This is a genomic window from Halothiobacillus neapolitanus c2 (genome assembly GCF_000024765.1).
Taxonomy (GTDB): Bacteria; Pseudomonadota; Gammaproteobacteria; order Halothiobacillales; family Halothiobacillaceae; genus Halothiobacillus; species Halothiobacillus neapolitanus.
The window spans coordinates 323,978-344,447 of sequence record NC_013422.1 but is presented as its reverse complement, the minus strand read 5'-3'; the positions used below and the strand labels follow the sequence as shown (position 1 = coordinate 344,447).

Annotated in this window: 23 protein-coding genes; all 23 read right to left on the bottom strand. The window is 53.5% G+C overall.

Annotated elements, in window-relative coordinates; all coding sequences use genetic code 11:
* Window positions 1-12 precede the first annotated feature (12 nt).
* Window positions 13-405: a 30S ribosomal protein S8 gene (gene rpsH, locus HNEAP_RS01675; RefSeq protein WP_012823236.1), complete on the bottom strand. Its 393-nt coding sequence runs from the start codon at window positions 403-405 to the stop codon at window positions 13-15.
* Window positions 406-417: 12 nt separating this feature from the next.
* Window positions 418-723: a 30S ribosomal protein S14 gene (rpsN, locus tag HNEAP_RS01670; RefSeq protein ID WP_012823235.1), complete on the bottom strand. Its 306-nt coding sequence runs from the start codon at window positions 721-723 to the stop codon at window positions 418-420.
* A gap of 11 nt (window positions 724-734) precedes the next feature.
* Window positions 735-1,274: a 50S ribosomal protein L5 gene (gene rplE, locus HNEAP_RS01665; RefSeq protein ID WP_012823234.1), complete on the bottom strand. Its 540-nt coding sequence runs from the start codon at window positions 1,272-1,274 to the stop codon at window positions 735-737.
* Between the two features lie 11 nt (window positions 1,275-1,285).
* Entirely contained in the window at window positions 1,286-1,609 is a 324-nt protein-coding gene (rplX, locus tag HNEAP_RS01660; protein WP_012823233.1) for a 50S ribosomal protein L24, read from the bottom strand.
* A 10-nt stretch (window positions 1,610-1,619) separates the two neighbouring features.
* Window positions 1,620-1,988 carry a 50S ribosomal protein L14 gene (gene rplN / locus HNEAP_RS01655; RefSeq protein ID WP_012823232.1) on the bottom strand — a complete coding sequence of 123 codons (369 nt, stop codon included), beginning with the start codon at window positions 1,986-1,988 and terminating at the stop codon, window positions 1,620-1,622.
* Window positions 1,989-2,000: 12 nt separating this feature from the next.
* The gene (gene rpsQ / locus HNEAP_RS01650) at window positions 2,001-2,270 is read right to left on the bottom strand and encodes a 30S ribosomal protein S17 (RefSeq protein WP_012823231.1); all 270 of its coding nucleotides are present in this window, start codon (window positions 2,268-2,270) and stop codon (window positions 2,001-2,003) included.
* A gap of 1 nt (window position 2,271) precedes the next feature.
* On the bottom strand, window positions 2,272-2,469 hold the full coding sequence (gene rpmC, locus HNEAP_RS01645; RefSeq protein ID WP_012823230.1) for a 50S ribosomal protein L29: 198 nt from the start codon (window positions 2,467-2,469) through the stop codon (window positions 2,272-2,274).
* Window positions 2,469-2,882, bottom strand: a complete 414-nt coding sequence (gene rplP, locus HNEAP_RS01640; RefSeq protein ID WP_012823229.1) for a 50S ribosomal protein L16 — start codon at window positions 2,880-2,882, stop codon at window positions 2,469-2,471. The genes rpmC and rplP overlap by 1 nt, the downstream gene beginning before the upstream one ends.
* A gap of 31 nt (window positions 2,883-2,913) precedes the next feature.
* The gene (gene rpsC, locus HNEAP_RS01635; RefSeq protein ID WP_012823228.1) at window positions 2,914-3,588 is read right to left on the bottom strand and encodes a 30S ribosomal protein S3; all 675 of its coding nucleotides are present in this window, start codon (window positions 3,586-3,588) and stop codon (window positions 2,914-2,916) included.
* A gap of 10 nt (window positions 3,589-3,598) precedes the next feature.
* A complete protein-coding gene (rplV, locus tag HNEAP_RS01630) occupies window positions 3,599-3,931 on the bottom strand; it encodes a 50S ribosomal protein L22 (protein ID WP_012823227.1) in 333 nt (110 codons plus the stop codon).
* 9 nt (window positions 3,932-3,940) lie between these two features.
* Window positions 3,941-4,216 (bottom strand): 30S ribosomal protein S19, encoded by a 276-nt coding sequence (gene rpsS / locus HNEAP_RS12435; protein WP_012823226.1) that lies wholly within the window; start codon window positions 4,214-4,216, stop codon window positions 3,941-3,943.
* Window positions 4,217-4,240: 24 nt separating this feature from the next.
* A complete protein-coding gene (rplB, locus tag HNEAP_RS01620) occupies window positions 4,241-5,065 on the bottom strand; it encodes a 50S ribosomal protein L2 (RefSeq protein ID WP_012823225.1) in 825 nt (274 codons plus the stop codon).
* 29 nt (window positions 5,066-5,094) lie between these two features.
* Entirely contained in the window at window positions 5,095-5,385 is a 291-nt protein-coding gene (gene rplW, locus HNEAP_RS01615; RefSeq protein ID WP_208107219.1) for a 50S ribosomal protein L23, read from the bottom strand.
* Window positions 5,385-5,993: a 50S ribosomal protein L4 gene (gene rplD, locus HNEAP_RS01610; protein WP_012823223.1), complete on the bottom strand. Its 609-nt coding sequence runs from the start codon at window positions 5,991-5,993 to the stop codon at window positions 5,385-5,387. The genes rplW and rplD overlap by 1 nt, the downstream gene beginning before the upstream one ends.
* Window positions 5,994-6,001: 8 nt before the next feature.
* Window positions 6,002-6,646, bottom strand: coding sequence for a 50S ribosomal protein L3 (gene rplC, locus HNEAP_RS01605; RefSeq protein ID WP_012823222.1), 645 nt, complete (start codon window positions 6,644-6,646; stop codon window positions 6,002-6,004).
* 147 nt (window positions 6,647-6,793) lie between these two features.
* On the bottom strand, window positions 6,794-7,105 hold the full coding sequence (gene rpsJ / locus HNEAP_RS01600; protein WP_012823221.1) for a 30S ribosomal protein S10: 312 nt from the start codon (window positions 7,103-7,105) through the stop codon (window positions 6,794-6,796).
* Between the two features lie 5 nt (window positions 7,106-7,110).
* Entirely contained in the window at window positions 7,111-8,301 is a 1,191-nt protein-coding gene (gene tuf / locus HNEAP_RS01595) for an elongation factor Tu (RefSeq protein ID WP_012823220.1), read from the bottom strand.
* Between the two features lie 32 nt (window positions 8,302-8,333).
* A complete protein-coding gene (gene fusA, locus HNEAP_RS01590; RefSeq protein WP_012823219.1) occupies window positions 8,334-10,433 on the bottom strand; it encodes an elongation factor G in 2,100 nt (699 codons plus the stop codon).
* Between the two features lie 17 nt (window positions 10,434-10,450).
* Window positions 10,451-10,921 (bottom strand): 30S ribosomal protein S7, encoded by a 471-nt coding sequence (gene rpsG / locus HNEAP_RS01585; protein ID WP_012823218.1) that lies wholly within the window; start codon window positions 10,919-10,921, stop codon window positions 10,451-10,453.
* A gap of 27 nt (window positions 10,922-10,948) precedes the next feature.
* Window positions 10,949-11,326 carry a 30S ribosomal protein S12 gene (gene rpsL, locus HNEAP_RS01580; RefSeq protein WP_012823217.1) on the bottom strand — a complete coding sequence of 126 codons (378 nt, stop codon included), beginning with the start codon at window positions 11,324-11,326 and terminating at the stop codon, window positions 10,949-10,951.
* A gap of 119 nt (window positions 11,327-11,445) precedes the next feature.
* Window positions 11,446-15,651, bottom strand: a complete 4,206-nt coding sequence (rpoC, locus tag HNEAP_RS01575; RefSeq protein ID WP_012823216.1) for a DNA-directed RNA polymerase subunit beta' — start codon at window positions 15,649-15,651, stop codon at window positions 11,446-11,448.
* A gap of 77 nt (window positions 15,652-15,728) precedes the next feature.
* Complete coding sequence (gene rpoB / locus HNEAP_RS01570; protein ID WP_012823215.1) at window positions 15,729-19,895, bottom strand: DNA-directed RNA polymerase subunit beta; 4,167 nt, start codon at window positions 19,893-19,895, stop codon at window positions 15,729-15,731.
* A gap of 192 nt (window positions 19,896-20,087) precedes the next feature.
* Window positions 20,088-20,465, bottom strand: coding sequence for a 50S ribosomal protein L7/L12 (gene rplL / locus HNEAP_RS01565; RefSeq protein ID WP_012823214.1), 378 nt, complete (start codon window positions 20,463-20,465; stop codon window positions 20,088-20,090).
* Window positions 20,466-20,470: the final 5 nt, after the last annotated feature.

Sequence of the window (20,470 nt, the reverse complement as noted above, 5' to 3'; positions counted from 1 at the left end):
ATTCACTCCCAATTAAGATACGAGGCAAATAACTTCACCACCGATGTTCTGCCGACGCGCTTCGCGATCAGGCATAACACCCTGTGATGTAGAAAGGATCGCCACACCCAGACCACCGATAACGGTAGGCAGTTCGTCCGCGTTCTTGTAAACGCGGAAGCCCGGCTTAGAGACACGCTTGATCATGTCAATGACAGGCTTGCCCTGAAAATATTTCAGCGCAATGGACAAGGTCGGCTTGGCATCGCCAGAAACCTGGAAGTCACCGATGTAACCTTCTTCTTTCAGAACTTTGGCAATGGCTTGCTTGAACTTGGAAGAAGGCATGCTCACGTTTGGCTTACGGGCATTCTGAGCGTTACGGATACGGGTCAGCATGTCGGAAATTGGATCACTCATACTCATAATGTCACCTCATTACCAACTTGCTTTGCGAAGGCCTGGAATCTCACCAGACATTGCCAATTGACGGAGCTTGTTCCGACCGAGCGCGAACTTGCGGTAGACACCCTTTGGGCGACCAGTGATCGCGCAACGGCGAACCTGGCGGCACACAGAAGAATCACGCGGCAACTTGCTCAATGCAGCAGAAGCTTGCATTTTTGCGTCAAAATCCGCATTTGGATCATTCAGAACTGCACGCAATTGGTCGCGCTTAGCTTGATAACGAGCCGAGAGCTTTTGACGCTGCTCTTCCCGATTCAACATACTTTTCTTAGCCATTTAAAACTCCCTTACCGGCGGAATGGGAAACCGAAGCATTCGAGCAGTGCCCGTGCCTGGTCATCATTCTGAGCGGTAGTCGTGATCGTGATATCCATCCCGCGGATTTGATCGATTTTGTCGTAATCAATTTCCGGGAAAATAATTTGCTCTTTCACCCCCATGCTGTAATTGCCACGACCGTCAAACGACTTGGGATTGAGGCCGCGGAAATCACGTATGCGAGGAACAGAGATCTGGATCAACCGATCGAAGAATTCGTACATCGTACTTCCTCTCAAGGTCACCTTGACGCCTAATGGCATCCCTTCGCGCAGCTTGAAGCCGGCAATCGACTTACGCGCATAAGTCACAACGGGCTTTTGACCCGAAATTGCTGCCATTTCATCCACTGCACTGTCGATTACTTTCTTGTCACGCGCCGAGTCACCCAAGCCCATGTTCAAAGTAATCTTGGTCAGCTTCGGAACGGCCATGACGTTATCGAGACCCAACTTTTCTTTCAGCTGGGGCAGATAAGTACTGGTGTATAATTCCTGAAGACGAGCCATCTTAATTCAACCTATTTTGTGTCAACGACTTCGCCGTTGGATTTAAAAAAACGAACCTTCGTGCCGTCTTCAAGATGTTTGAAGCCAACCCGATCCCCTTTTTCGGAGGCGGGATTAAACAGCATTACGTTAGAAATATCAATGGATTTCTCCATTTCGATAATTCCGCCCGTCTGACCCAGCATGGGGTTGGGCTTCATATGCTTCTTAACCTTGTTGATATTTTCGACGACAACGCGGGCGCCATCATTGATCACGCGCAACACTGTGCCGCGGCGACCTTTGTCTTTACCTGCGATGACGACTACTTCATCACCTTGTCGAATTTTACGCATGGCGATATCCTCAAATCACTTCGGGCGCAAGCGACACGATCTTCATGAACTTCTCGCCACGCAGTTCGCGGGTGACAGGGCCAAAGATACGCGTGCCGATTGGCTCGAGTTTAGCGTTTAACAAAACAGCAGCATTGCCATCGAAGCGGATCAGTGAACCATCCGCACGACGAACGCCTTTTGCAGTGCGCACAACGACTGCGTTGTACACGTCACCCTTTTTGACACGGCCACGTGGAATAGCATCTTTAATAGACACCTTGATGATGTCACCGATACCCGCATAACGACGATGTGAGCCACCCAGTACTTTGATGCACTGGATTTTCTTGGCGCCGCTGTTGTCCGCAGAGTCCAGAATGGTTTGCATTTGAATCATGATTCTTGCTCCTTAAACGGCTGCGCGCGTAATGACACGAACCAGTGTCCAAGATTTCGTCTTGGAAATCGGACGTGACTCACGGATTTCAACGCTATCGCCCACACGAGACTGATTGTCTTCATCGTGCACGTGAAGCTTTGTGGTTTTAGTAATGAACTTACCGTACAAGGGATGCTTTACGCGGCGCTCGATGGCAACCGTGATTGATTTATCCATCTTGTCGCTGGTCACGCGACCAACGCGGGTACGGATGACGTTTTCGTTTGTTTCAGTAGACATCTCAGCCTTGCTCCTTCTCGGTCAGAATCGTTTTGATTCGAGCCACGTTTTTCCGGGCTTCGCGAATCAAATGCGATTTGGATTCCTGACCCGTCGCTTTTTGCATGCGCAAATTGAACTGTTCGCGTTTAATCGCCAACAACTCTTCACGCAAACCTTCTGGTGATTTTTCGCGCAATTCGTTAGTGATTTTGCTCATTACATCAGTACCCGCGTTACGAAGGTCGTCTTGACGGGAAGCTTGGCCGAGGCCAATGAGAACGCTTGACGCGCGATATCTTCTGTCACACCTTCAATTTCATAAAGCATCTTGCCGGGCTGAATTTTAGCCACCCAGTACTCGACGCTCCCTTTACCCTTACCCATCCGCACTTCGAGTGGCTTCTTGGTGATCGGAGTATCCGGGAAAATCCGGATCCAGATCTTACCGCCCCGCTTCACATGACGTGAAATGGCACGACGAGCCGACTCGATTTGACGAGATGTAATTTCACCGCGCTCCAGTGATTTCAGACCGAATTCACCAAAGCTCACTTTATTGCCTGTCGTCGCAATGCCCCGATTTTTGCCACGGAACTGCTTGCGGAATTTTGTACGTTTTGGCAGCAGCATAATGTTAGCTCCACTTACCTATCTGATCGGTTCAGGCTGTCGCAGCTTTGCCATCACGGTTGCCCGGGACGCCAAACACTTCGCCTTTAAAAATCCAAACTTTGACGCCAATGACGCCATAGGTAGTTTGGGCCTCTGCAAAGCCGTAATCGATGTCGGCACGCAGGGTGTGCAAGGGCACACGACCTTCGCGGTACCATTCGTTACGGGCAATCTCTGCACCGCCTAAACGACCAGATACATTGACTTTGATCCCACCCGCACCAAGGCGCATGGATGTTTGCACGGCACGCTTCATGGCGCGGCGGAACATAATCCGACGCTCAAGCTGCTGTGCAATGGATTCGGCGACCAGTTGCGCGTCCAATTCTGGCTTGCGAATCTCTTCAACCGAGAGCTTGACCGCGTTGCGATCAACACCCAACATCGGAGCAATTTCACCGCGAAGACGCTCAATGTCCTCACCCTTGCGACCAATCACGATCCCAGGACGAGCCGTGTGGATCGTAACTGACGCAGAACGGGCTGGACGCTCGATCTGAATACGTGAAACGGATGCTTCTTTCAGTTTGTCCTTGATGAATGCACGCGTGCGCACATCTTGGTTCAGTTGAACCGGGAACAACTTACTATCGGCATACCAGCGAGATGTCCAATCAGAGGAAATCCCGAGCCGGAATCCTACCGGATGTACTTTCTGACCCATAACTCTCCCCTTACCGCTCGCTGACCGTGACTAGAATATGACTGGTTTTTTTCAGGATACGTGCGCCGCGGCCTTTGGCTCGTGCACGGAAACGTTTCAAAACCGGACCCTCGTCGACCATGATCGTCGCGATACGCAGACGATCAACGTCTGCGCCTTCATTGTTTTCCGCGTTGGCAATCGCCGACTCCAGGACCTTCTTGATCAGATCAGCGCCTTTCTTGTCGCTGAACGTCAATGTTTCAATTGCCTGGGCGACGCCCTGCCCCCGCACCAGATCCGCAACAAGGCGGGCCTTCTGAGGAGAAATACGTGCATAACGGTGTAAAGCTGTAGCTTGCATATCAGTCTCCTAGCGCTTGGCTTTCTTATCAGCCACATGTCCCCGGTAAGTCCGGGTAGGCGCAAACTCACCGAGTTTGTGTCCAACCATGTTTTCGTTGACGAGAACTGGAATGTGCTGGCGACCGTTATGGACCGCAATGGTCAGGCCGATGAAATCCGGAAGGATCATCGAGCGACGAGACCAGGTCTTTATGGGCCGACGGTTATTGGCCGCAGCAGCCTCTTCCACCTTTTTCAGCAAGTGATGGTCCACGAAGGGACCTTTCTTAAGTGAACGTGGCACCTTTTAACCCTCTATATCAGTGAATTATTTAGAACGACGACGGACAATAAGTTTGTCTGTACGCTTGTTCGTGCGAGTTTTGTAGCCCTTGGTCGGCACGCCCCATGGGGTAACCGGATGACGACCGCCTGAAGTCCGGCCTTCACCACCACCGTGCGGGTGATCCACTGGGTTCATGACCACGCCTCGTACGGTCGGACGGATACCGCGCCAACGCGTTGCACCGGCTTTACCCAATGAACGTAGGCTGTGTTCGTGGTTACTGACTTCGCCCAGTGTGGCGCGACATTCGGCCAAAACCTTACGGGTCTCGCCAGAACGCAGACGCAGTGTGACGTAGGCACCTTCGCGAGCCACCAGTTGCACGGCAGCGCCGGCACTACGAGCTATTTGCGCGCCTTTGCCTGGCTTCAGTTCCACCGCATGAATGGTTGAACCGATTGGAATGTTGCGCATCGGCAAGCAGTTACCCGCACGAATTGGTGCTTCAACACCTGACAGAACAACTTGACCAGGAACCACGCCACGAGGCGCCAGAATATAGGCACGCTCACCATCCGCATACATGATCAATGCAATGTGCGCGGTGCGGTTCGGATCATATTCAATACGCTCTACAGTGGCGGGAATGCCATCTTTTACGCGCTTGAAGTCGACCAGACGATAATGCTGTTTATGACCACCACCGATATGACGCGTGGTAATCCGGCCCAGGTTGTTACGACCACCGGTGTTGGATTTCTTTTCCAGCAACGGAGCGTACGGAGCACCCTTATAGAGATGCGAACGATCGATCTCGATGACCGAACGACGACCCGGGGAGGTTGGTTTTGCAATTTTCAATGCCATGATTTAATTCCTTACTTAACCAGACCGGTTTAGTTCGCCTGGCCCAGATCAATCGCTTGACCTTCAGCCAATGTGACATAAGCTTTTTTCCAGTCAGCACGACGACCGGCCACACCACGGAAGCGGCGAGCTTTACCAGCTACGTTCAACGTTTGCACAGCCATCACATTGACGCTGAACAACTGCTCGACCGCAGCCTTGATCTCAGCCTTTGTTGCCGTAGTCGCGACGCGAAACGCATATTGGTTTTCTTGATTTGCGCGTGCCGTTTTCTCGGTCACCAGAGGTGAACGCAATACGTCAAAAAGTTTTTCCCGCATCATGACAACCACTCCTCAACCATTTTGACGGCCGCACGGGTGATTACCACGCGTTCAGCGCCAACCAGACTAACCGGATCCAACATATCTGCCGTGAGATAACCGAGTTCAATCACGTTCCGCGAACCCAGGAAGAAATGCTCATCGAATGCTTCAGCAACAAACAATGTGCGACCACCCTGAATACCTAAGTTTTTCACCAGACCCAACACTTCACGCGTTTTGGGTGAAGAAACTGTCAGCGACTCGACAACGATCAGGCGATCCTGACGAACCAGCTCAGAGAAGATAGAAGCCATCGCAACGCGATACGCTTTACGGTTGATCTTCTGCTCAAAGTTACGCGGGCGGGCAGCAAAGGTCACGCCACCAGTACGCCAGATGGGTGAACGGGTCGTACCAGCACGCGCGCGACCCGAACCCTTCTGATTCCATGGCTTCTTACCGCCACCGGAAACTTCTGAGCGAGTCAATTGACGCTTGGTGCCAGAACGCGCACCAGCCATAAACGCAACTACCGCCTGATGAATCAGACCTTCGTTGTAGCTCCGATCGAAAATTTGTTCTGAGACGCTGATAGCAGCGCCATCTTTAACCTGTAATTCCATGACGTGCCTCAGCCTTTAATCTTGACAGAAGGACGAACGATTACGTCGCCGCCTGTTGAACCTGGCACGGCGCCTTTCACGAGGATCAAACCACGCTCGACATCCACCCGAACCACTTTCAAACCCAAAGACGACACGCGCTCGTCACCCATATGACCGGACATCTTCTTGCCCGGAAATACGCGACCCGGTGTCTGGTTTTGACCGATGGAACCCGGCACACGGTGTGAGCGAGAGTTACCATGAGTCGCATCTTGAGTGCGGAAGTTGTAGCGCTTAACAGTACCGGCAAAGCCTTTACCTTTGCTCTGACCTGCAACGTCAACCTTCTCGACGCCATCAAAGATGGAGACAGTGATCTCAGCACCTGGTTGGAAGCCAGCAAGCTCATCGGCAGAAATACGGAATTCCGTAGACATGCGACCAGATGCTGTTTCAGCTTTCGCGTAATGACCGGCCATCGCCTTGGTTACACGAGAGGCGCGACGCGTACCGGTAGTGACTTGAACGGCGGTATAGCCATCCACTTCCGGGGTTTTGAGCTGAGTCACGCGATTGGGCTCTACCTCAATGACCGTTACTGGCGTAGAAACACCAGCATCGTCAAAGACGCGAGTCATGCCGACCTTGCGACCGACTACACCTAAAGACATGGTTAATACCTCTAACTTATGAAAGACGCCGATTACGATTGACCGGTTCGCCTGAAATATTCAGCCCGACGCAACAGCGCCGGGCTGAAAAGGGTCATTAATTTATCAGCATTCAAACAGGACGTAAAGTCCTATTTGAATTACAAATTAATTCAACCGAATTTGAACATCGACACCAGCAGCAAGATCAAGCTGCATCAACAAATCAACGGTTCGATCCGTTGGTTCGATGATGTCAAGCACACGCTTGTGGGTGCGAAGCTCATACTGGTCACGCGCGTCTTTGTTGACGTGCGGAGAAACCAGAACGGTGAAACGCTCCTTGCGGCTCGGCAAAGGAATAGGACCCTTGACCCGAGCGCCGGAACGGCGCGCAGTATCAACGATTTCTGCTGCCGAACGATCAATCAAGCGATGATCGAAGCTTTTCAGACGGATACGGATAGTTTGAGAAGCCATATTAATTACTCGATGATTTTAGAGACAACACCGGCGCCGACTGTGCGGCCGCCTTCACGAATCGCAAAACGCAGGCCGTCTTCCATCGCAATCGGGGCAATCAGGCTAACGGTCATGGCAACGTTGTCGCCTGGCATGACCATTTCGGTGCCTTCGGGCAATACGCATGAACCGGTGACGTCCGTGGTACGGAAGTAGAACTGGGGACGGTAGCCGTTGAAGAATGGGGTATGACGACCACCTTCATCTTTACCCAGAATGTAAACTTCGGCTTCGAACTTGGTGTGCGGCTTGATTGAACCAGGCTTGCACAGTACTTGACCACGTTCGACGTCGTCACGCTTAGTGCCACGAAGAAGGATACCGACGTTGTCGCCAGCCATGCCTTGGTCGAGCAGTTTGCGGAACATTTCTACACCGGTAACGGTGGTCTTGGTGGTGTCGCGAATACCGACGATTTCGACTTCTTCGCCCACTTTGACAATGCCGCGCTCGATACGACCGGTTACAACGGTACCGCGACCAGAAATGGAGAATACGTCTTCTACTGGCATCAGGAAGGTACCGTCAACGGCACGCTCTGGCTCTGGGAAGTAGTCGTCCATTGCTTTGACGAGTTTGATTACAGAAGGTACGCCGATGTCGCTGGTGTCGCCTTCGAGGGCTTTGAGCGCTGAACCGGTGACGATCGGGGTGTCGTCGCCCGGGAATTCGTACTTGCTCAGCAGGTCGCGAATTTCCATCTCGACGAGTTCGAGGAGCTCTGGATCGTCAACCATGTCGGCTTTGTTCAGGAATACGACGATATAGGGTACGCCGACCTGACGTGACAGCAGGATGTGCTCACGGGTCTGTGGCATGGGGCCGTCGGCCGCTGAACAGACGAGGATCGCACCGTCCATCTGGGCTGCGCCGGTGATCATGTTCTTAACATAGTCAGCATGTCCTGGGCAGTCGACGTGGGCGTAGTGACGTGTGTCTGACTCGTACTCAACGTGTGAGGTATTGATGGTGATGCCGCGCGCTTTCTCTTCAGGCGCCTTGTCAATCTGGTCGTAGCCCAGTGACGCACCACCATGCATTTCCGCCATCACTTTAGTGATCGCAGCAGTCAATGTGGTCTTGCCGTGGTCAACGTGACCAATCGTGCCCACGTTAACGTGCGGTTTGTTCCGTTCAAATTTCTCTTTTGACATGATAAAAGCCTCAAATAAGTATTAATCAGTAATTACGCGGACTTGCCTTTAATGACTGCGTCAGCGACGTTTTTAGGCGCCTCGCCATAACGAGCAAACTCCATGGAGTAGGTAGCACGGCCTTGGGTAGCTGAACGCAAATCGGTGGCATAACCGAACATTTCAGACAATGGCACCTCAGCCTTAACCTGCTTGCCACCACCAACGGTATCTTCCATACCCTGAATCATGCCGCGACGACGGTTCAAGTCTCCGATCACGTCACCCATGTAATCTTCGGGTGTTTCCACCTCGACCTTCATCATCGGCTCGAGCAGTACCGGATTCGCTTTAACTGCACCTTCTTTGAATGCCATGCTACCGGCGATTTTGAACGCCATTTCGTTGGAGTCAACTTCGTGGTACGAACCGTCAAACAGGGTGACCTTGACGTCAACAACCGGGTAACCCGCGATCACGCCATTTTTGATCTGTTCCTGAATACCCTTGTCAACGGCAGGAATGTATTCGCGGGGAACGACGCCACCAACGATGCCGTTGACAAACTCGTATCCGCCGCCGACTTCCAGTGGCTCGATCCGAATCTTGACATGACCGTACTGACCACGACCACCGGACTGGCGAACGAACTTACCGTCCTGCTCGACCGTACCGCGAATGGTTTCACGATATGCCACCTGCGGCTTACCGATATTTGCCTCAACCTTGAATTCGCGACGCATACGGTCAACGAGAATCTCAAGGTGAAGTTCGCCCATACCCGCAATGATGGTCTGACCGGATTCTTCATCGGTGAACACACGGAATGAGGGATCTTCCTGCGCAAGGCGACCCAGCGCCATGCCCATTTTCTCCTGGTCACCCTTGGTTTTAGGCTCTACCGCAACGGAGATGACCGGCTCAGGGAAGATCATACGCTCAAGGATGATTGGATTGGCCAAATCGCAAAGTGTATCGCCCGTGATGACGTTTTTCAGACCGACCGCGGCGGCAATATCACCAGCACGAACTTCTTTGATCTCTTCACGTGAGTTCGCATGCATCTGCAAAATACGACCCAAACGCTCTTTGTTGCCCTTGGTGGAGTTCAGTACGCCGTCACCAGCATTCACCACGCCTGAATAAACACGGAAGAATGTCAGAGAACCAACGAAGGGATCCGACATGATCTTGAATGCCAGAGCGGAGAATGGCTCGTTATCACCCGTTTTGCGCACGGAGGGCGTACCGTCCGGCAACTCGCCCTTGATTGGCGGGACTTGAGTCGGTGAAGGCAGGTAATCGATAACCGCGTCCAGCATTTTCTGGACACCCTTGTTCTTGAACGCCGTACCGCACAGTGCCGGGATGATCTCGTTGTTGAGGGTGCGCTGACGCAGGCCTGAAACAATTTCATCATCGGTCAAATCGCCGGTTTCGAGGTACTTTTCCATCACCTCTTCATTGGCTTCGGCTGCCGCTTCCATCATCTGGCTGCGATAGGTCTTTGCCTTTTCGAGCAATTCGGCCGGAATTTCCTTCTCGTCATAGGTCAAACCCATGTCTTCGGTATTCCAGTAAATCGCTTTCATGCGCAGAAGATCGATAACGCCTTCGAAACCTTCCTCAGCACCAATGGGCAGCACGACAGGCAGTGGGTTCGCGCCCAATCGTTTCTTGAGCTGTTCCATGACACGGTAGAAATCAGCACCTGAGCGGTCCATCTTGTTCACGAAGGCAAGTCGCGGGACGCTGTACTTGTTGGCCTGACGCCATACGGTTTCAGACTGTGGCTGAACCCCACCCACGGCACAAAGCACGAAAACCGCGCCATCAAGTACGCGCAGTGAGCGCTCTACTTCGATGGTGAAGTCAACGTGACCGGGTGTATCGATAATGTTGAACCGATGCGGTTCGAACTGCTTATCCATACCACCCCAGAACGCGGTAGTAGCAGCAGAAGTGATCGTGATGCCACGCTCCTGCTCCTGCTCCATCCAGTCCATGGTGGCGGCGCCGTCATGGACTTCACCGATTTTGTGTGAAACACCGGTGTAGAACAAAATACGTTCAGTGGTCGTTGTCTTACCGGCATCAATATGCGCCATGATACCGAAGTTACGGTAGCGCTCGAGCGGGGTGGTTCTGGCCACAGGGATTACCTCTTAAATTACCAGCGGAAATGTGCAAAAGCTTTGTTAGCCTCTGCCATTCGGTGTGTATCTTCACGTTTCTTAACAGCTGAACCCCGGCTTTCGGCCGCGTCCATCAACTCGCCGGCCAACTTGGCAGCCATGGTCTTTTCACCACGCTTACGCGCGGCATCAATCAACCAGCGCATGGCCAGCGAGGAACGACGAACGGCACGAACTTCGACAGGAACCTGGTAGTTAGCACCACCAACCCGGCGTGATTTAACTTCAACCGCAGGTGCCACATTCTCCAGCGCGCGTTCAACGAGCTCGACGGGGTGACCCTTGCCTTTTGCTTCAGCGATTGTCATCGCGCCGTACAAAATTGATTCGGCGACAGACTTCTTCCCGCTCAACATGATCATGTTGATAAACTTAGCGACAGTGACATTACCGTATTTAGGGTCTGGCAAAATCTCGCGCTTCGGTACTTCTCTTCTTCTAGGCATTTTCTAATCCAACCGTTATTTAGCCGTTTATTTGGCTTTGGGGCGCTTCGCGCCATATTTTGAGCGACCTTGACGGCGCTTATCAACACCTTGGGTATCCAGGCTACCGCGTACGACGTGGTAACGAACACCAGGCAAATCCTTTACACGACCACCACGAATCAGGACCACGGAGTGCTCCTGAAGGTTATGGCCTTCACCGCCGATGTAACCGGTGACTTCAAAACCTGAAGTCAGACGAACACGGGCCACTTTACGCAGCGCTGAGTTCGGCTTCTTAGGGGTTGTTGTGTATACACGAGTACATACACCACGACGCTGCGGGCAGCCTTCGAGTGCAGGTACTTTAGTCTTCTCGACCAGTCGCTTGCGCGGCTTGCGCACGAGCTGATTTACAGTAGCCATGGTTATGTCTTCTCCGACCAAAAACTAGCGCGACGGGCTGAGACCCGTCGCAAAGGGCAGTGATTCTAAGCAGTGTGCCGTAATCTGTCAATCCAATAGATGAGCATTGGCTGAACTTGTTACGATACGTTTTCCCCTTCATCGACACGCGCATCCGAAGAATCGCTATCCATGAACAAGGCGTTGGCCGAATCCATCGTCAAATGACGACGGCGACGGCGCTCTTGGTGATGAGCCAAGCCAGTCCCTGCGGGGATGAGACGCCCCACAATGACGTTTTCCTTCAAGCCACGCAGTTCATCTCGAGCGCCTCGGGTAGACGAGTCGGTCAGGACACGTGTCGTCTCCTGGAACGAGGCTGCCGAAATGAACGACTCGGTAACCAGTGACGCTTTGGTAATACCCAGCAGCATCGGATCGAACTTCGCGGCGAACTTACCGGCCTGCTCGAGCATGCGGTTCTCTTCAAGCAAACGCGCCTTGTCCACCTGATCACCGCGCAGATAGCCGGAATCACCCGGTTCGCTGATTTCGACCTTGCGCAGCATCTGACGCACAATCACTTCGATGTGCTTGTCGCTGATGATAACGCCCTGTAGGCGGTAGACGTCCTGAATTTCCTTGATGATGTACGCAGCCAGATCCGGAATGCCGCGCAGACGCAGAATGTCGTGTGGCGTCAACTCACCATCGGCGATAACTTCACCACGCGCCACGTGCTCACCTTCGAATACGTTGATGACGCGGTATTTTGGAATCAGCTCTTCATGCGCTTCACCATGCTCGTCGGTTATGACCAGACGCTGCTTGCCTTTGGTTTCCTTGCCGAAGCTGATCGTACCGGTGTACTCCGCCAGAATGGCCGGTTCTTTCGGTTTACGAGCCTCGAACAAGTCGGCAACGCGAGGCAGACCACCGGTGATGTCACGCGTCTTCGACGATTCCTGAGGAATACGCGCGATGATGTCACCCACCTGAACGGCGGCGCCATCCTCAATACCGATAATCGCGCCGGCAGGGAGCACATAGAACGCGGGGATGTCGGTACCAGCCAGGCAGACCGGCTCACCAGCGTCATCGATCAAGGCGATGGCCGGGCGCAATTCCTTGGCAGCACTATTGCGATGCTTCGGATCAATGACCACTTGAGAGGACAGACCCGTGATTTCATCGGTATCGGATTTGACCGACTGACCGTCCACGAAATCAGAGAAACGGGCCTGGCCCTGCATTTCACTGACAACGGGATGCGTGTGCGGATCCCAAGTAGCCAGGGTGGTACCACCGGCAACTTTTTCGCCTTCCTTGACCCGGATGACCGCGCCGTAAGGAATTTTGTAACGCTCACGCTCACGGCCTTGATCATCGATCATGCCCAATTCGCCCGAACGAGTGACTGCGACCAGATCGTTATCGCGATTCTTCACCGTTTTAAGGTTGTGCAGGCGAACGACACCCGCCGCCTTGTTCTGCACGGAACTGGCTGATGCAGAACGGGATGCGGCACCACCAATGTGGAAGGTACGCATGGTCAACTGGGTACCCGGTTCACCGATGGACTGCGCGGCAATAACGCCGACGGACTCACCGATGTTCACGAGGTTGCCGCGGGCAAGATCGCGACCGTAGCACTTCTGGCAAATACCATGACGCGATTCGCAACCAATCGGTGTACGAACCCACACCTCATCCACACCCGACTCTTCAAGACGGGCGACCAGCACTTCATTGATCACGGTACCCGATGGCACGAGCACTTCATCGGAGCCTGGCATCAACACGTCTTGAGATGTGGTGCGTCCAAGTATACGGGCGCCCAGGCCCTGAACCACGTCACCGCCTTCAATGACGGCAGTGACTTTAAGTCCCGGTGATTGCGTGCCGCAGTCATCGATAGTGATCACGATATCTTGCGCCACATCGACCAGACGACGGGTGAGGTAACCCGAGTTCGCCGTCTTCAATGCCGTATCGGCCAGACCTTTACGCGCACCGTGCGTTGAAATGAAGTACTGGAGTACGTTCAGGCCTTCGCGGAAGTTAGCAGTGATGGGCGTTTCGATGATCGAGCCATCCGGTTTGGTCATCAAACCACGCATACCGGCCAACTGACGAATCTGGGCCGCGGAACCCCGCGCACCGGAATCTGCCATCATGAAGATCGCGTTGAACGAGCTTTGCTTGACGGTATTACCTTCACGGTCGACGACCTTTTCGGTACCCAACTGCTCCATCATCGCGCGCGAAATTTGATCGTTTGCCCGTGACCAGATGTCGACCACTTTGTTGTAACGCTCTTTTTCCGTAACCAAACCTTGTGAGTACTGGTTTTGGATTTCACCCACTTCGGCTTCTGCTTTTGCCAATTCGGCCGGCTTGGAAGGTGGAACCAACATGTCATCCGAGCAGATCGAAATGCCGGAACGCGTCGCGTAACGGAAGCCGGTGTACATCAACTGATCCGCAAACAGAACGGTGTCTTTCAGACCCAACTGACGGTAGACGTAGTTCAACAGTGCAGAGATGGCTTTCTTGCCCATATCCTTGTTGATCTGCTCAAACGGCACGCCTTCTGGCAATGCCTTGTACAGCAGGGCACGGCCTACGGTTGTCTCAAGAATATGGCGAACGGATTCGGCTGTCCCGTCGTCATAACGAATCCAGTCGTTGACACGTACTTTGATCTGAGCACCCAGCTCGACCTGATGGTTGTCGTAGGCGCGCTGAACTTCATCCAGATCCGCAAACACCATGCCTTCGCCACGGCCATTTACCTTGGCGCGCGTCATGTAGTAGATACCCAATACGATATCCTGTGACGGCACGATCACCGGGTCACCGTTCGCAGGCGACAGCACGTTGTTCGTGGACATCATCAGGGCACGGGCTTCGGCCTGAGCTTCGAGCGACAACGGCACGTGGACGGCCATCTGGTCACCGTCGAAGTCGGCGTTGTAGGCCGAGCAAACGAGCGGGTGCAACTGAATAGCCTTACCTTCGATCAGGATCGGCTCGAACGCCTGGATACCTAAACGATGCAAAGTTGGCGCGCGGTTCAGCAATACCGGATGTTCGCGGATGACTTCTTCGAGTACGTCCCAAACTTCCGGACCTTCACGCTCAACCAGTTTCTTGGCCGCCTTGATGGTGGTCGCGAGGCCGCGACGGTGCAACTTACCGAAGATGAACGGCTTGAAGAGTTCCAAAGCCATTTTCTTGGGCAGGCCGCACTGATGCAGACGCAGCGTCGGGCCAACCACGATGACCGAACGGCCAGAGTAATCCACACGCTTACCGAGCAGGTTCTGACGGAAGCGACCCTGCTTACCCTTGATCATGTCGGCCAAGGACTTCAGCGGACGCTTGTTGGTGCCGGTAACGGCACGGCCACGACGACCGTTATCCAACAGAGAGTCAACCGATTCCTGCAGCATCCGCTTTTCGTTACGCAGGATGATGTCCGGCGCATTGATTTCGATCAGACGCTTGAGGCGGTTGTTACGGTTGATGACGCGACGATACAGGTCGTTAAGATCGGAAGTCGCGAAACGACCACCATCCAGCGGCACCAACGGACGCAGATCGGGCGGCAGCACCGGCAATTGGGTCAGAACCATCCACTCGGGGCGGTTGCCGGACTCCTTGAATGCCTCGATCAGCTTCAAACGCTTGGACAAGCGTTTGATCTTGGTTTCAGAACCAGTGCTCGCCAATTCATCGCGCAGGGTCAGGATCTGCTGATCCAGATCAATGTCCTTGAGCAGTTTCTGGATGGCTTCTGCGCCCATGTCCGCTTCGAATTCGTCACCGAATTGTTCAATCGCGTCGATGTACATTTCATCGGTCAGAAGATCACCCTTGTTCAGAGTGGTCATGCCAGGATCGGTGATCACAAACGCTTCGAAATAAAGCACGCGCTCGATGTCGCGCAGGGTCATGTCCAGCAGCAAGCCGATGCGCGAAGGCAGCGATTTGAGGTACCAAATGTGCGCAACCGGGCATGCCAGTTCGATATGACCCATGCGCTCACGACGCACTTTGGACAGCGTGACTTCAACGCCGCATTTTTCGCAGACCACACCGCGGTGCTTCAAACGCTTGTACTTGCCGCACAAGCATTCGTAATCCCGCACGGGGCCAAAGATCTTGGCGCAGAACAGGCCGTCGCGTTCCGGCTTGAAGGTACGATAATTGATGGTTTCCGGCTTTTTAACTTCGCCGTACGACCATGAGCGGATCATCTCCGGTGAGGACAGAGAGATTCGAATACCATCGAAATCATCATCGGTCACTTCACGACTCATCAGGTTGAGTAATTCTTTCATTGCGTTCTACCTGCCTTAAATTCAGACACTGGGGCTATTGGGAAGAAGGGCTTGCCGGGCGCGGGCCCGGCGGGGATTTATTCTTTGCCCTGCTCCAGCTCGACGTTGATCGCGAGCGAACGAATCTCCTTGAGGAGTACGTTGAAGGATTCCGGCATACCGGCATCCATCTTGAGATCTCCGTCAACGATGTTCTTGTACATCTTGTTACGACCGTTCACATCATCCGACTTAACGGTGAGCATTTCCTGGAGTGTGTACGCTGCGCCATAGGCTTCCAGCGCCCAGACTTCCATCTCCCCGAAGCGCTGACCACCGAACTGCGCTTTACCACCCAGCGGCTGCTGGGTAACAAGTGAGTAAGGACCAGTCGAACGGGCATGCATCTTGTCGTCAACCAAGTGGTTGAGTTTGAGCATGTACATGTATCCCACGGTCGTGGTGCGCTCGAACGGTTCGCCTGAGCGGCCGTCGTAGAGCTGTACCTGACCCGAGGTCGGCAAACCAGCCAGTTCCAGCATGTACTTGATTTCGTCCTCAACTGCACCATCGAAGACCGGTGTAGCCATCGGCACGCCCTTCTTGAGGTTGCGCGCCAGTTCGATCAACTCGTCATCACTCAATGCATCAAGATCGACAGGCTTGTCAGACTTGTAGTTGTATACCTTATCGAGGAATGCACGCAGTTCGATCAATGCCTTGGCTCGTTCCAGCTTCAGCATCTCTTCGATCTTCACACCCAGACCGCGCGCCGCGAAGCCCAGATGGGTTTCAAGAATCTGACCGATGTTCATCCGCGACGGTACGCCCAACGGGTTGAGGCAGATATCGACCGGCTGGCCATTTTCCATGTACGGCATGTCTTCTTCAGGCACGATCATGGAGACCACACCCTTGTTACCGTGACGACCGGCCAGCTTGTCACCCGGCTGGATGCGACGCTTAACGGCTACATAGACCTTGACCATCTTCAGCACGCCAGGAGCCAGATCATCGCCTTGCTGAATTTTCTTCTTCTTGTCTTCGAAGCGCTTGTCAATATCGACTTGAGCCTGTGCCAACTGAGCGATGTACTCTTCCATCGCCTGAGCGGCTTCTTCGCCTTCAACGCGAATTTCCAGCCACTTGCTCGGCTCGATCTTCTCGAGTTGAGCAGCCGTGATCTTGCTACCTGCTTTGACGCCAGGACCGCCCACGGCGACCTGATTGACCAGAACGGATTTCACACGAGCGAGAATATCGCCTTCGATGATCCGCATACGGTCTTTCAGATCCTTGCGCACGGCTTCGAGATCGGCTTCTTCAATCGCACGCGCACGGCTGTCTTTTTCGATACCGTCGCGAGTGAAGACACGCACATCGATAACTGTACCTTCCATTCCCGGCGGAACACGCAACGATGTGTCTTTAACATCGGAGGCCTTCTCACCGAAGATGGCACGAAGAAGTTTTTCTTCCGGCGTGAGCTGGGTCTCACCTTTCGGTGTGACCTTGCCTACGAGGATGTCGCCCGGACGGACTTCCGCGCCGACGTGGACCACACCGGCTGCATCCAGTTTGTTCAGCAGGCTTTCGGCCACGTTCGGGATATCAGCTGTGATCTCTTCGGCACCCAACTTGGTGTCACGCGCGATACAGTTCAACTCTTCCACGTGGATGGTGGTCAGGCGATCTTCACGCACAACGCGCTCGGACAACAGGATCGAATCCTCGAAGTTGTAACCGTTCCACGGCATGAACGCACACAGGATGTTCTGACCCAGTGCCAGTTCACCCATGTCGACCGACGGACCATCAGCAAGCACATCGCCCTTGGCAATCACGTCACCCGCTTTGACCAACGGCGTCTGGTTGATGCAGGTGTTCTGGTTCGAACGGGTATATTTGGTGAGGTTGTAGATATCTACGCCCACGTCGCCCTGGCTTGCCTCTTCGGCATTAACCCGAACCACGACACGCGCTGCATCCACACGATCGACCACACCGCCACGGCGTGCGACGACGCACGAACCGGAATCGGTAGCAACAACGCGCTCCATGCCCGTACCGACTAACGGCTTATCAGCACGCAGGGTAGGCACTGCCTGACGCTGCATGTTCGAACCCATCAAGGCGCGGTTCGCATCATCGTGCTCGAGGAACGGAATGATGGAAGCCGCGATGGACACGATCTGCTTCGGTGATACGTCCATGTACTGAATTTCTTCAGGGCTGGCGAGCATGAACTCACCGGCGCGACGGACGGAGATCAGATTGCCTTGCAGAACGCCGTTGTCATCGAGCGGCGCGTTAGCCTGAGCGATGGTGAACTTTTCTTCCTCATAGGCCGACAACCAATCGACTTCCTTGCTGACCACGCCGTCTTTGACGGTGCGGTAAGGTGTTTCGAGGAAGCCATAGCCATTGGTACGCGCATAGGTCGCCAATGAGTTGATCAGACCGATGTTCGGGCCTTCCGGCGTTTCGATTGGGCACACGCGACCGTAGTGCGTGGTGTGAACGTCACGCACTTCAAAACCCGCGCGCTCACGAGTCAGACCACCCGGACCCAATGCTGAAATACGACGCTTGTGCGTAATTTCCGACAGCGGGTTGTTCTGATCCATGAACTGGGACAATTGGCTGGAGCCGAAGAACTCTTTGATCGCAGCAGCCACCGGCTTGGCATTGATCAGATCCTGCGGTGTCAGGCCTTCAGATTCGGCTTGCGTGAGGCGCTCTTTGACTGCGCGTTCAACACGAACCAAACCGATACGGAAGACGTTTTCCGTCATCTCGCCCACGGAACGGATACGGCGGTTACCCAGGTGATCGATGTCATCTGTCTTGCCGTTGCCGTTACGGATATCGATCAGTTCCTTCATGACATCAAGAATGTCTGAAACGCCGCCCTGCTCCTTGAGCAATTGCTTGGCAGCCTCGTCGCCTTGCGCAGCGCGCGTTGTAAAATACTTGCCGTCATACAGAACGCCAGGACCGACGTCGCCTTCGCGCTCGATGCGGCGATTGAACTTCATCCGGCCCACCTCGGAAAGATCGTAACGATCTTCCGTAAAGAACAGGCCATGGAACAACGCCTCGGCAGAATCTTTCGTCGGCGGTTCGCCCGGACGCATCATCTTGTAGATTTCGACCATCGCTTCAAGAGGCGTGGTCGAAGGATCGGCGCGCAATGTCAGCGACATGAACGGCCCACGATCAACATCATTGAAATAGAGCGTTTTGAACTGGGTAATTCCGGCCTTGGCAAGTTTTGCCACCAACTCGGTGGTCAACTCTTCATTACCTTGTGCGAGCACTTCACCGGTTGACGTGTCAATCACGTCCGAAGCAAGCACACGACCAACAACGAAATCCACAGGCACCGGCAGGCTGGTGACCTTGGCGGCGACCAATTCGCGCACGTGACGCGCGGTGATGCGTTTGCCCGTCTTGATCAGGTTTTCACCATTGATATCGATGTCGAATGCCGCATCGGTACCTTTCAGACGGTCAGCGACCAGCGTCAGAGCCAGACCACCGTCTTTATCGATATGGAACTCATCGTGATCGAAGAAAATATCGAGCATGTTCTGGTTGGTGTAACCCAGTGCACGCAGGATGATCGACGCAGGAATCTTCCGGCGACGGTCAATACGCGCGTACAGAATATCCTTCTGGTCGAATTCGAAATCTAGCCACGAACCACGGTAGGGGATGATCCGCGCAGAAAAGAGGATTTTCTTGGAACTTGAGGTTTTACCCTTGTCGTGATCAAAGAACACACCGGGCGAACGGTGCAACTGAGACACGATAACCCGCTCGGTACCGTTGATGACAAACGTACCGCTCTCGGTCATCAATGGAATTTCGCCCAGATAGACATCCTGCTCACGAATATCCTTGACGACCTTGGAGCCAGCCGGTGCATCACGATCGTAAATGACCAGACGCATCTTCACGCGCAAGGGTGCACCATAGCTCAAACCACGAATCTGGCATTCGCGAACATCGAAAGCCGGTTCGCCAAAGTAGTAATCCACGTACGCAATTTCAGCATTACCTGAATGACTGCGGATCGGGAAAACAGAACTTAACGCGGCATGCAGTCCGGCATTCGTCCGCCCTTTGGCAGGAACACCACTCTGCAAGAATGACTTATAAGACTCAACCTGAGTCGCCAGTAAATACGGTACCGGCAGGATATCGGCACGGTGGCCAAATTCCTTGCGGATTCGCTTCTTTTCAGTAAATGAATAGCTCATCTGCCTTCCTCGTCGGAATAAACGGATTGCGCCACACCCAAGGATGCAACGCGGGGGGATTACCAGGACTTAAACCCATGGATTTTTCTGAAGACACTCTTAGTTGAGGAACATCTTCAGAAAAACCAGCGAACAAAGGCCGGCAGCCAATGGCTACCAGCCCGATACTTCATACTAACCGCAGAAGATCAATCACTTAACCTCTACTTCAGCACCTGCTTCAGTCAGTTTAGCTTTCATCGCTTCGGCGTCAGCAGCACTTGCGCCTTCTTTGATGGTCGCTGGCGCGCCTTCAACCATGTCTTTGGCTTCTTTCAAGCCCAGACCGGTCAATTCACGAACTGCTTTAATTACGCCGACTTTGTTTGCACCGAATGATTTCAGCACAACGTCAAATTCAGTTTTTTCTTCAACAGCGGCAGCTGGGCCCGCAGCAGCAGGGCCTGCAACTGCAACAGCTGCAGCAGCTGAAACGCCGAATTTTTCTTCCATTGCGGAAATCAGATCAACGACTTCCATTACGGACATGTTGGAGATCGCTTCGAGAATATCGTCTTTAGAAATTGCCATGTTAA